7 protein-coding genes and 1 pseudogene are annotated in these 13,323 nt (G+C 63.4%); 6 read left to right on the forward strand and 2 right to left on the reverse strand.

What is annotated here, in order from left to right:
* The first annotated feature begins 86 nt into the window (after positions 1-86).
* From ACWPN7_RS34315 to ACWPN7_RS34340, 6 genes are all read left to right on the forward strand, one after another.
* Positions 87-2,882, forward strand: coding sequence for a glycosyltransferase (locus ACWPN7_RS34315; RefSeq protein WP_459197916.1), 2,796 nt, complete (start codon positions 87-89; stop codon positions 2,880-2,882).
* Positions 2,879-4,795 (forward strand): glycosyltransferase, encoded by a 1,917-nt coding sequence (locus ACWPN7_RS34320; protein WP_051658832.1) that lies wholly within the window; start codon positions 2,879-2,881, stop codon positions 4,793-4,795. The genes ACWPN7_RS34315 and ACWPN7_RS34320 overlap by 4 nt, the downstream gene beginning before the upstream one ends.
* A gap of 27 nt (positions 4,796-4,822) precedes the next feature.
* Positions 4,823-5,929, forward strand: coding sequence for a non-hydrolyzing UDP-N-acetylglucosamine 2-epimerase (gene wecB / locus ACWPN7_RS34325; protein WP_492273764.1), 1,107 nt, complete (start codon positions 4,823-4,825; stop codon positions 5,927-5,929).
* 35 nt (positions 5,930-5,964) lie between these two features.
* The gene (locus tag ACWPN7_RS34330; protein WP_459197915.1) at positions 5,965-6,918 is read left to right on the forward strand and encodes a class I SAM-dependent methyltransferase; all 954 of its coding nucleotides are present in this window, start codon (positions 5,965-5,967) and stop codon (positions 6,916-6,918) included.
* A 92-nt stretch (positions 6,919-7,010) separates the two neighbouring features.
* Positions 7,011-7,730, forward strand: coding sequence for a class I SAM-dependent methyltransferase (locus ACWPN7_RS34335; protein WP_459197914.1), 720 nt, complete (start codon positions 7,011-7,013; stop codon positions 7,728-7,730).
* Positions 7,731-7,923: 193 nt separating this feature from the next.
* Positions 7,924-9,483 carry a glycosyltransferase family protein gene (locus ACWPN7_RS34340; RefSeq protein WP_459197913.1) on the forward strand — a complete coding sequence of 520 codons (1,560 nt, stop codon included), beginning with the start codon at positions 7,924-7,926 and terminating at the stop codon, positions 9,481-9,483.
* Positions 9,484-9,559: 76 nt separating this feature from the next.
* Here the strand turns inward: ACWPN7_RS34340 and ACWPN7_RS34345 are convergent, their stop codons facing one another.
* Both ACWPN7_RS34345 and ACWPN7_RS34350 read right to left on the reverse strand, forming a co-directional pair.
* Positions 9,560-11,458 carry a calcium-binding protein gene (locus ACWPN7_RS34345; RefSeq protein ID WP_492273765.1) on the reverse strand — a complete coding sequence of 633 codons (1,899 nt, stop codon included), beginning with the start codon at positions 11,456-11,458 and terminating at the stop codon, positions 9,560-9,562.
* Positions 11,459-11,609: 151 nt separating this feature from the next.
* A pseudogene (locus ACWPN7_RS34350) lies at positions 11,610-12,944 on the reverse strand (calcium-binding protein); the annotation flags it as partial.
* Positions 12,945-13,323: the final 379 nt, after the last annotated feature.

Genomic DNA, 13,323 nt, shown 5'->3' on the forward strand with positions numbered 1-13,323 from the left:
CTTCCACCGGGCTGCATGACGCGATCGCTCCGGGACGGCGCAACAAACGGAACGTTGATTTGATGCGCGCTCTGATTCCTTCTTGGATGATCGGCCGGTTCGCGGCTCTCCTTTCCGCCGGCAGGCAGGACAAGGCCGGGCGGGAAGCTCGGATCGGGGCGTTCTTCGATCCGGTCTTCTATCTGGGCGCCAACCCCGACGTCGCCGCCGCCGGGATCGATCCGCTGGAGCATTACCGGACGTCCGGATGGCGGGAGAGCCGCAACCCTCACCCGCTGTTCGACGTCGCCTTCTATCTGGGCGCCAATCCCGACGTCGCCGCCGCCGGGGTCGAGCCGCTGGAGCATTACCGGACGTCCGGATGGCGGGAGAACCGCAACCCTCACCCGCTCTTCGACATTGCCATCTACCAAGTGGCCAACCCCGACGTCGCCGCCGCCGGGATCGATCCGCTGGAGCATTACCGGACGTCCGGATGGCGGGAGAACCGCAACCCCCACCCGCTGTTCGACGTCGCCTTCTACCGGGACCGCAACCCGGACATCGCCGCCGCCGGGGTCGAACCGCTCGGCCATTACCTGACGTCCGGCTGGAAGGAGGGGCGCGATCCGCATCCGCTGTTCAGCGTCCGCTTCTATCAGGAGGCCAATCCGGACATCGCGGCGGCGGGGATCGAGCCGCTCGGCCATTACCTGCGCATCGGCTGGCAGGAGGGGCGCGACCCGCACCCGCTGTTCGAGACGGACGTCTACCGGCAGGCCAACCCGGACGTTGCCGGGGAAAGCGTCAACCCGCTCGTGCACTACGCCATCTTCGGTCACCGCGAGGAGCGGACGGCGACCCGCATCGTCCCGGTCCCCGGATTCTCCGACCGGGAGACTGCCACTGACCTTCTCCCCTTCGCGTTGCCGCGCCCGGCCTCGCCCGAGGTCTCGGTCATCGTGCCCGTGCATGGCAAGCTCGACCTCACCGTGCGCTGCCTGCACGCGCTGAGCCGGCACCAGACCCGGCACGGTTTCGAGGTGGTGGTGGTCGATGACGGTTCGGATGCGGAAACCAGGGATGGGCTGGCGCGGATCGGCGGCCTCGTCCTGCACCGGAACGAGCAGGCCGGCGGCTTCATCGAGGCCTGCAACCGCGGGGCGGAACTGGCCTCCGGGCGTTATCTGCTGTTCCTGAACAACGACACGATCGTGCTGGACGGCTGGCTGGACGAGCTGGTCCGCGCCTTCGCGGTGCTGCCGCAGGCCGGGGCGGTCGGATCGGCGCTGATCTACCCCTCGGGCCGCCTTCAGGAGGCCGGCGCCGTCGTCTGGAACGACGGGACCGCCGCCAACATCGGACGGAACCGGGACCCGCAGCACCCGGCCTTCTCCCACGCGCGGGAGGTCGATTACTGCTCGGGCGCCAGCCTGATGGTGCCCACCGAACTGTTCCGGCGGCTGGATGGCTTCGACCGGCGCTACGTCCCGGCCTATTACGAGGACAGCGATCTCTGCCTGCGCATCCGCGAGGCCGGCCTGCGCGTCTATTGCCAGCCGCTGTCGGCGGTCGTCCACATCGAGGGCGGCACCGCCGGCACCGACCCGTCGCAGGGGATGAAACGGTTCCAGGCGGTCAACCGCGCCACCTTCGCCGAGCGGTGGGCGCCGTTGCTGGCTTCGCAGCCGGCGCCGCATCCCATCGACCCCCACCGCCTGAAGCGTGTCGGGCAACGCCGTGTGCTGGTCGTCGACCACGACCTGCCCCATCCCGACGCCGACGCCGGTTCCGTGGTCACCGTGGAGATGATCCGGCTGCTCCAGCGTCTCGGTTATGTGGTGGTCTTCGCGGCGGTCCGCATGCCGCAGGGGCGCAACGACGCCGTCCGCGCGCTGGAGCGCATGGGGGTGGAGGTGGTGCGCGCACCCTACTTCACCTCCGCGGTCGATTACGTCCAGGCCCACGGCGGGGGCTGCGATCTGGTCTTCATGGTGCGTTACGTGGTCGCCGCCATGATCCTTCCCCATCTCGGGCGGCTGGCCAAGCGGCCGAAGACCATCCTGCTGAACGCCGACCTCCACTATCTGCGGGCCGAGCGCCAAGCGGCGCTCTATGGCGACGACGCCCTCGCCGTGGCGGCGGTCGAGGAGAAGGCGGCGGAGCTGGCGACGCTGCGCGCCGTGGACGCGACCATCACCCACAGCGGCGTCGAGCGTGAGATCCTGCGCGTCGAGGCCCCGGGGACGCTGGTCGAGGTGCTGCCCTGGATCGCCCGTCCGGTGGAGGATGCCCCGGGTCCGGACGGGCGGCGGGACATCCTGTTCGTGGGCGGTTTCGGCCATGCCCCCAACGTGGACGCGATGGTCGCCTTCGTGGTCACGCTGTGGCCGCGGCTGCGCGCCCGCCTGCCCGGCGCGCGGCTGCGCATCGTCGGCAGCCATGCCGGGGCCGCCGTCCACGCGCTGAAGCAGGAGGATGTCCTGGTGCTTGGGCACGTCCAGGATCTGCGGGCGGAGATGGACCGGGCGCGCGTCTCCATCGCCCCGCTGCGCTGGGGGGCCGGCCTGAAGGGCAAGGTGGCGACGGCCATGGCCTTCGGCCTGCCCTCCGTCATCAGCCCGATCGCCGCGGAAAGCATGGGGCTGACCGATGGGCGCGACTGCCTGATCGCGGAGCTGGACGATGCCTTCATCGAGGCCGTGGCGCGACTTTACGAAGACGACGCGCTGTGGACGGAGGTGGCGCGCAACGGCCTGGACTTCGCCGCCCGGCGCTGGTCGCCTGAACAGGGGCTCGCCACGCTGCGCCACCTCATGACGCGGGCCAGGATCTCACCCACCCACGAAATCAGCGACCAGATCGAAGCCATGGTCCGTCAACATGCCGGGGCCGCCCGATGAACGACAGCCCGATGAAGCCGTACGACGTCTTCGTGTTTCCGGTCATCGACTGGACCTTCCGGCACCAGCGGCCGCAGCAGCTCGCCCTGGAGCTGGCCCGCCGCGGCCACCGCATCTTCTACCTGACGGTGGATTTCGCGCCGGCCGACACCGCGCGCCCCTATCTCTTCTGGGACCAGCCGGAGGAGAACGTGTTCGTCGTGCAGCTCCGCTGCCCCGGCGAGGCGCCGTCGATCTACAAGCAGATGCCCTCTCCGGAGCAGGCGGGGGCCCTGCTGGACGCCATCGACGCGCTGCGCCGCAACTGCGGCGTCGGCACGACGGTGTCCATCGTGGATCTGCCCTTCTGGCGCCCCATCGCCATGGCGATGCAGGGCAACCTCGTCGTCTATGATTGCATGGACTACCATCCGGGGTTCCTCAACAACGAGTCCTCCATGCTGGTGGAGGAGGACCGGCTGATCCACGAGGCGGATCTCGTGCTGACGACCGCAGCGGGGCTGTCGGACATCGTCGGGCGGCTGCGCGAGAACACGCTGATCCGCAACGCCTGCGACGTGACCCATTTCCTGCGCCGTCCGGACCGTCCCGTGCGGCGGCTGAGCGAGCGTCCGGTCGTCGGCTATTTCGGGGCGATCGATCACTGGTTCGACGTGAATCTTCTGGTGGCCTCCGCCCGCGCCTATCCGGACTGGGACTTCATTCTGATCGGCAACTCCCACGGTTCCGACATCTCCCCGGCGCGGGCGCTGCCCAACGTCCGGTTCCTGGGGGAGATCCCCTACGCCATCCTTCCGGAATACGCGCACGGCTTCGACGTCTGCATCATCCCGTTCGAGATCACCGAGCTGACGCTGAACACCAACCCGGTGAAGATGTACGAGTACCTCGCCACCGGCCGGCCGATGGTCGGGACGGCCATGCCGGAGATCCGGATCGGGCGCGACGGGCTGGTCTTCGTCGGCGAGGACCATGCGGACTTCATCGCCAAGCTGGGCCAGGCCATGGCGGTCCACGACGATCCCCGGCTGGTCGAGGAGCGCGTCGCCTACGCCAGGGCGCAGACCTGGGGCGCCCGCATCGCCCAGTTCGACGAGGCGCTCGTTCCCTTCTTCCCGAAGGTCAGCGTCGTCGTCCTGGTCTACAACGGGCTGGAGCTGACCCGGCGCTGCCTGGACAGCATCGCGGCCAACAGCCACTACCCCAACCTGGAACTGATCCTGGTCGACAACGCCTCGCCGCAGACCGAGGTGCGCGACCTCCTCGTAGCGTTCGCCAAGGACCGGCCCTGGGTCAAGCTGGTGCTGAACGACCGTAACCTCGGCTTCTCCGGCGGCAACAACGCGGGGCTCCGCGTCGCCACCGGCGACTACATGGTGCTGCTCAACAACGACACCCAGGTCACGCGGGGCTGGATCTTCGACATGCTGCGGCATTTCCGCCGCGATCCGGGGATCGGCATGGTCGGGCCGGTGACGAACAACATCGGCAACGAGGCCAGGATCGAGATCGCCTACGACGGGCACGAGGCGATGTGCGCCGCCTCCCGCCTCTATGTGGAGGCGCGGCGCGGCCGGACGATGCCGTCCGACACGGTGGCCTTCTTCTGCGTGATGTTCAGCCGCGCGGTGTTCGAAGGGGTCGGCGAGCTTGACGAGATCTTCGGGATCGGCATGTTCGAGGACGACGACTATTGCCGTCGGACGCGCGACGCCGGCTTCAAGGTGGTGATCGCGGACGACGTCTTCATCCACCACGAACTGTCGGCCAGCCTCAACGCGCTGGGGCTGGAGCGGCGGCAGAAGCTGTTCGAGGAGAACAAGCGCCTGTATGAGCAGAAGTGGGGCGCCTGGACGCCGCACAAGTACCGCGACCCCGAAGCCCCGCAGACCGTCCCCGCGCAGACCGTCTAAGCCCTTTTCCGGATTGAAGCGACCCCCATGACCAAGACCATCCTCTGCATCGTCGGCACCCGGCCGGAAGCCATCAAGATGGCGCCAGTGATCCTCGCGCTGCGGCGGGAGCCCTGGGCCAAGGTGGTGGTGGTGGCGACCGCCCAGCACCGGGAGCTGGCCGACGAGGTGCTGAGCCTGTTCGGCATCGAACCTGACGTCGATCTCGACCTGATGCAGCCGAACCAGAAGCTGGCCGACCTGACGGCGCGCGCGCTGGTCGGGCTGGACCGGGTGATCGGGGAGACCTCCCCGGACATGGTGATCGCGCAGGGCGACACGACCTCGGTGATGGCGGCGGCGACCGCCTGCTTCTACCGTCAGGTGCCCTTCCTGCACGTCGAGGCGGGGCTGCGCAGCTTCGACATGCAGAATCCCTTCCCGGAGGAGTTCAACCGGATCGTCGCCAGCCGGATCGCCACGCTGCACTTCGCCCCGACGGCGAGCGCGCGGCGGCACCTGCTGGACGAGAAGGTGCCGGAAGGTGACATCGTCGTCACCGGCAACACGGTGATCGACGCGCTGCACATGGTGGCGGCGCAGGACCTGCCCCTTCCGGTCGCCATCGCCCCCGATCGCCGGCTGGTGCTGGTGACGGTCCACCGCCGCGAGAATTTCGGCGAGCCCATCCAGGGCATCTGCCGGGCGATCCTCACGCTCGTCGAGGAGCATGACGATGTGGAGGTTCTGTGGCCGGTTCACCCGAATCCCAACGTGACGGGGGTTGCCCATGCGTTGCTGGGGACGAACCCGCGCGTCCATCTCGTGAAGCCGCAGCCCTACGGCGGGTTCGTGGCCGCCATGAAGCGCGCACACCTCATCCTCAGCGATTCCGGCGGCGTGCAGGAGGAGGCGCCGGCCCTGGCGCGCCCGGTCCTGGTCCTGCGGCGCGAAACGGAGCGGCCTGAGGCGATCGAGGCCGGCGTGGTCCGGCTGATCGGAACCGACTCCGACGTCATTCTCCGCCATGGCCGGGAATTGCTGAGCGACGCCGACGCCTACCGCCGCATGGCAAGGGGCGAGTTCCCGTATGGGGACGGGCACGCCAGCGGACGCATCGTGGAGGCCATCAAGGCCCGCTTCCTGTCGTCCTGAACGGCGTCCTGCCTCACCGTCTTTCAAGGAAAAGCATGTCTTACCCCCTCTCCAGTGCCGTTGCGGACCTGCTCGGGCGTCCATCGATCTTCCGGACGCCCGGCTGGCTGCCCGAAAGCACGTGGCACATGCACATTCCCTTCGCCTTCCTGCTGATGGACCTGCTGCGTCCCGGCCAGCTGGTCGAGTTGGGAACGCAGAAGGGCGCTTCCTACTGCGCCTTCTGCGAGGGGGCGGCGGCCTTCGGGACCGGCACCCGCCTGTCCGCGGTGGACCATTGGGAAGGCGACCACCAGACCGGCGCTTATGCCCGCGACACCTACGATGTCCTGCGGGAGCATCACGACCCGCTCTACGGCGCCTTCTCGACGCTGCTGCGGGAGTCCTTCGACGACGCGCGCCCGCGCTTCGACGACGGCTCCATCGACCTTCTCCACATCGACGGGCTGCACACTTACGAGGCCGTCCGCCACGACTTCGAGACATGGCTTCCGAAGGTGAGCCGATCCGGCGTCATCCTGATGCACGACACCGAGGTCCGCACCGGCGACTTCGGCGTCTGGCGCTTCTGGGAGGAGGTGCAGGCGCGCTACCCGACCCTGAATTTCCCCTTTGGCTGCGGCCTGGGCGTCGTCGTGGTGGGTGAGGCGGTGCCCGCCCCCCTGCTGGCGCTCTGCCGTCTGCCGGACGCGGAGAAGGCGGCGCTGTATGCGTTGTTCGAGGCGCTGGGCGACCGCGTGCGGCTTCTGCACGAGTATCAGGAGGCCAGCCACCACGCCGCGATCTACCTGGAGCAGGGGCTCCAGATGCAGAAGGTCTACGAAACCTACAAGGCGGGTGCCGAGGAGCAGATCGATACGGCCATGCGCCAATACCAAGCCATGTTCGAGCAGGCGACCGCTCTGCAAAATCAGGTGGCGGCCCTGATCGCCGAACGCGACGCGCTGCTCGCCGGACGCCCGGACACATCAAGCTTGCACAAGGGATAGGGAACAGGCCGATGGGAGACGTTGCCTTGCACAATGGGATTTTTCAGCCGGATCCGACCTGTCAGGTTGCGTTCCGGTGCAACGTCTGCGGTGTGCAGAACGTCTGCTCCGGCGATCGGATCGGCCGTGAGACGGCGTCCTGCGACGGCTGCGGCTCGACCGTGCGCATGCGCTCGATCATCCATCTGCTGAGCACCGCCCTGTGGGGCCGCTCGATGCCTCTTCCGGAGTTCCCGCAGGACAAGGGGGTCGTCGGCAAGGGGCTGAGCGACTGGATCGGCTATGCCGACCGGCTCGCGGAGAAATTCAGCTACACCAACACCTTCTACCATCAGGAGCCGCGCCTCGACATCGAGAACGTGACGGAGGAGCAGAAGGGGACTTGCGATTTCCTGATCTCCACCGACGTGTTCGAGCACACGCTGGGGCCGGCGCTGAAGGCGTTCGTCGGCGCTTACGAACTGCTGAAACCCGGCGGATCGCTGATCTTCACCGTTCCCTTCACCCTGGAAGCGGAAACCGTCGAGCATTATCCCCAACTGACGGATTTCACCATCGCCACTCTGGGCGGCAAATATTTCGTGATTGGGCAGACCGCCGCCGGCGCCTACGAGCTGTACCACGAGCCCGTCTTTCATGGTGGTCCGGGGCAGACCCTGGAAATGCGTGTCTTCTGCCGCAAGGCTGTCGAGGCGCACCTGAGAGACGCCGGCTTCACCGACATACTGGTTCTGGAGCGGTCGGAACCGGAATGCGGCGTTCTGCTGACGGAAAGCTGGAGCCTGCCGATCCTGGCCCGCAAGCCACTGTAAAGGTTTTCTGTGAAAAGCCAGCCAGAGCGTCTCTTGAAAGTTTTTCGGCCATAGGGTCGAGTTGTTTGCAAGAGACGTTGTGTTCTTACGCCAATCACAGCGGAACTAAGGTGCGCAAATTCCTTTGCCGATGTGGTTTATTCGCTTATCGAGATGGCTCTCTAGGGCTGAATATTTTTTTAGGAACACGATCATGCTTCGTTTTTCCAATATTAATGATTTCATGAACTCTCTTGTTCATCAAAAATTTTTTAAGGAAACTCTAACGGTATCTGTCGTGGTCATTATTTTCTTTTTTGGTGTTCTAAGGCAGGTTGATCTTCCTGGTTTCTACATGGATTCAGTGAATCCTGATTATATGGCGGCGCAATACATCAACCAGGAAATTCCCAATGCAGCGTGGCGGATGCCGACAGTGTTTTTTCCAATACTCGGAAACTATTACCACGGTGTTCAGAATTTCTATGTCGATCTTGTCGTCTTCAAATTTCTAGGCATCAGCGCCGCATCTGTGCGTATTGCTCAGGCTTTGTTCGGTGCGTTGATCGTCGCATGTCTGTATCTTGGGACGGTATTGGCGACACGCAACCGGCTTATAGCCTTTCTTGCCGCAGTGCTTCTGGCGACTGATATTGCTTTTCTGGCCTCTTTCCGGACTCAGTTCTACATTATCCTCGGTGGTGAGGCGTGGCTGTTCGCCAGCTTGGCCGCCCTCTGGCGCGGAGGACGATTGGGCTATCTTCTTTCCGGCCTTTTCTTCGGGCTGGCGATCTACGGCTATTTCGTGCTCGGCTTTTTTGGCCCGGCTCTGATGATTTTTCTGCTCAGCCGCCCGGACCGGCGAATTCCTCATTGGGTTGCCGGCTTGGCTCTGGGGATGCTTCCCTACGTCGTCGGTTATGCATCATTCATCATCGCCGCGGGTGGGGTCTCTCAGGCGATCGAGACGATGCGTCAAGCGATTGGCGGACTGGCCCCGATGTCGTCCAAGCTGTCGTTCTGGGGTAACCTCAATCACGTTCTGCAAATGGCAATCCTGGCCGTCACCAATGTCGGCAACGAGTTGATGATCTTCAACGAAGGGATTGGCGGACGCTGGAGCGGTATCAAGGTCTGGATGTTTGTCGGGGTGTTTGTCGGTGCGGCTTTGCTGGTGGCGGTCCGTTTTCGGCATCGGCCCGCTTTGCTGCTGGCGGTGCTGCTTCCGCCCTCCTACATCGGGGTGGCCAGTGTCTTCGGCAGCCGGTTGTGGGTTCACCATCTCAGTGTTCTGGTGCCTATCGGCTATCTGCTGATTGCCGTGGCCTTCGGAGGAATCGTGCGCGGCCGGCTGGCCGCGGTGGCTGCCGTGGCAGTTGCCGCCGTGATGGTCGTCGGCAATGTCCGTCAGGCCAGCCACTTCCATGAGCGTCTGGCCGCCACCGGGGGCGTCGGCAAGGCGTCCAACGCCCTTTCCCGCTTGGCGGAGGACGCGCTGACCGAGCCCGACACGCTCTACGTTTTCCCGGAGTGGGGCTTCTTCATGCCCTTTAACCTGCTGACTGCGAACCGTGTCCCCTATGTCCTGGATCCGGCTCAGATCGACCGGGCAAATTGCCGGTGCGGTCGGGTGGTCCTGGCTTTCTGGGCCGAGACTGATGTCAAAAAATACGTCGAGGCTCTGACGGAAAAGGGGCTGCAGAACGTGGAAACCCGGGTCTACGCGCAGCGGGACGGCCGTCCGGCCTTCCACGTCGCCGAAGGGCGTTTCTGAAGGGAGTTTGCATTCGCTCGCAGAATGCTATGGAACCGGGCGTGGAGAAGGGAGGCGCAGGGCCTCCCTTTTTTAATTAAATGGTGATGAACCAAGCACTTGAAACTGTTGACGGTTGGACCCCATACAAAATTACAGCCTTGTCAGGGCCGAAGGTAATCAATGCGTTGCCATTGCTGGTAGCGCCAACCGTATAGCTTTGCCCCAATGCTATACCGATGCGATCACCTTGCGCGGCGTTGAAGTCTTCGATTGCATCCTGTCCGTTGCCCGATGTGAACACAAATAGGTCGGCGCCGCTACCGCCGTTCAACCAGTCGGCGCCGCTGCCGCCTTCGAGTGTATCGTCGCCCGCTCCGCCGTACAGTATGTCGCTGCCGTCGATGCCCCATAAATAGTCGGCGTTCCCACTGCCGTAGAAGGTATCGTTGTAGTACGACCCGTACAGACCTTCGATGGTGACGAGGCGGTCGCCTTCGGCGGAGCCTCCCGATCCGGTGCCAGTGGCCAGATTGATGGTTACCCCGGTCCAGGAGTCGATGTAGTTGGCCACGTCGAAGCCTTCGGCACCCTCCAGGTAGTCGGCGCCGGCGCGGCCCCACAGCCAGTCGTTCCCGGCCGCTCCATACAGCCAGTCGCCGCCGCTGCCGCCGCTGAGGAAATCGCCAAAAGCCGATCCATTGATGCCCTCGATGCTGATCAGGACATCGCCCTGGGCCTCGGCGTACAAGCCGGTTCCGGCCGCCAGATCGATCGTCACCCCGGCCGTGGCGTAGGCGTAGGTGACGATATCCTCTCCGGCGCCCCCGTTCAGATAATCGGCCCCGGCGCCGCCGTCCAGCCAGTCGGCGCCATCGCCGCCATACAGCGAGTCGGCTCCGTCCAGCCCCCACAGCCTGTTGGCGTTGGCGTCGCCGTACACGACATCGCTGTGGTTCGATGCGTAGACCCCCTCAATGGTGACGAGGCGGTCGCCTTCGGCGGAGCCTCCCGACCCGGTGCCAGTGGCCAGATTGATGGTCACGCCGGCCCAGGAGTTGGTGTAGCTGACAATATCGAAACCCCCGGCGCCCTCCAGATAATCGGCCCCACCGCGTCCACACAGCCAGTCGTCTCCAGCCGCTCCATACAGCCATTCGCCGACATTGCCGCCATTCAGAACATCGCCGAAGTCCGATCCATTGATGCCCTCGATGCTGATCAGGACGTCGCCCTGGGCCTCGGCGTACAAGCCGGTTCCAGCCGCCAGATCGATCGTTACCCCGGCCGTGGCGTAGGCGTAGGAGATGACGTCATCCCCGGCGCCGCCATCCAGATAATCAGCGCCGCTGCCGCCGATGAGCCAGTCGGCGCCGCTGCCGCCCTCGAGTGTATCATCGCCCGCCCCTCCATAGAGCGTGTCGTTGCCGTCGATGCCCCACAAATAGTCGGCGTTCCCGCTGCCGTAGAAGGTATCGTTGTAGTACGACCCGTACAGACCTTCGATGGTGACGAGGCGGTCGCCTTCGGCGGAGCCCCCCGATCCGGTGCCAGTGGCCAGATTGACGGTCACACCGGTCCAGGAGTCGATGTAGTTGGCCACGTCGAAGCCTTCGGCACCCTCCAGATAGTCGGCGCCGGCGCGGCCCCACAGCCAGTCGTTGCCAGCCGCTCCATACAGCCAGTCGCCGCCGCTGCCGCCATTCAGAACATCGTTGAAAGCCGATCCATTGATGCCCTCGATGCTGATCAGGACGTCGCCCTGGGCCTCGGCGTACAAGCCGGTTCCGGCCGCCAGATCGATCGTCACCCCGGCCGTGGCGTAGGCGTAGGTGACGATATCCTCTCCGGCGCCCCCGTTCAGATAATCGGCCCCGGCGCCGCCGTCCAGCCAGTCGGCGCCATCGCCGCCATACAGCGAGTTCGGCTCCGTCCAGCCCCCACAGCCTGTTGGCGTTGGCGTCGCCGTACACGACATCGCTGTGGTTCGATGCATAGACCCCCTCAATGGTGACGAGGCGGTCGCCTTCGGCGGAGCCTCCCGATCCGGTGCCGGCGCTCAGGTTGATGGTCACGCCGGCCCAGGAGTTGGTGTAGCTGACGATGTCGAAGCCTCCGGCGCCTTCCAGATAATCGGCCCCACCGCGTCCACACAGCCAGTCGTCTCCGGCCGCTCCATACAGCCATTCGCCGACATTGCCGCCATTCAGAACATCGCTAAAGTCCGATCCATTGATGCCCTCGATGCTGATCAGGACGTCGCCCTGGGCCTCGGCGTACAAGCCGGTTCCGGCCGCCAGATCGATCGTCACCCCGGCCGTGGCGTAGGCGTAGGTGACGATATCCTCTCCGGCGCCCCCGTTCAGATAATCGGCCCCGGCGCCGCCGTCCAGCCAGTCGGCGCCATCGCCGCCATACAGCGAGTCGGCTCCGTCCAGCCCCCACAGCCTGTTGGCGTTGGCGTCGCCGTACACGACATCGCTGTGGTTCGATGCATAGACCCACTCAATGGTGACGAGGCGGTCGCCTTCGGCGGAGCCCCCCGACCCGGTGCCAGCGGCCAGATTGATGGTCACGCCGGCCCAGGAGTCGGTGTAGCTGACAATGTCGAGGCCCCCGGCGCCCTCCAGATAATCGGCCCCGGCGCCACCGATCAACAGATCGTCGCCGTCACCACCATTGAGGATGTCATTCCCATCTCCCCCGTACAAAGTATCGTCGCCGTCACCACCATTGAGGATGTCATTCCCATCTCCCCCGTACAAAGTATCGTTGCCGACACCACCATTCAGCGTGTCATTTCCTCCATTGCCGCAAATAAGGTCGTTGCCCTCATTCCCGGATATGGCGCTGTTGATGTCGAGACCATTTAGCGTGTCGTTGCCATTCGTTCCAACCTGCGTATCGGTGGCGTTTGATGACAAAACAAGAGATCCGCCATCTGCAAGGTTGGCTGCTATGGATACCAGATTGTAATAAGATCCATTTGAAAAATTCATATAATTTATTTGTCCGTAGGTACTGGAGAAATGATATTCTGCAGTTATAACACTTCCGCCAACGTTAATTATTAGATTTGCGGCAGACCTTGTTATAGTAAATGTAGATACTGATGTGTTTACTATTTCTATGGTGCGCACGCTGGCGATCGTTCCGGCCATAATGCGGTCGTAACCGGAATTTGCGTAAAACCTGAAGACAGAACTGACGCCGCCGCCATAGAGGGTGTCGTTGCCAGCCCCCCCGATCAGCGTGTCGTTACCATTCCCGCCTACGAGAAAATCGTTCCCATCACCACCGTCGAGGAGGTCGTTCCCATCTCCCCCATACAAAGTATCGTTGCCGGCACCACCGTCGATGAGATCATTCCCCGAGTAACCGTGTAGGGTATCATTCCCTGATGAGCCATATATTGTGTCGGCATAATCACTGCCTTGAATATAGTCGTTTCCGTTCGCCCCTTGATAAACAGGCATGGACATACCCCTATATGCTTTTGAGTTGTGTATTTTTTCTAAAACTCTCTTATCAGGGGCATGCAACGGATTCAACAATAGATTAATTCAATGGTATGGTGGAGCTTTTCTTCATAAGAGGGTGGGGCTGAGGGTGTCACCCACAAAATAGATATTAAGAAATTAATTGGGTTATGACGTTGATTGTACTGCGCTCATATGAGATAATTTTTTAGGATATTTATTATCAAAACATTCGAATGAATAAGAAAAAGATTTCTCGCTCCAAAATTTTGGAGAATTCGTCAAAACAACGGAAATGCAAGGATCTAATATTTCATTTAGGGATCAGATCATGACTGCGTTTTTGTTTTCCATTGACGAGGGCATTGATCAACTATTTATG

This window comes from Azospirillum sp. UENF 312511 (assembly GCF_058780635.1).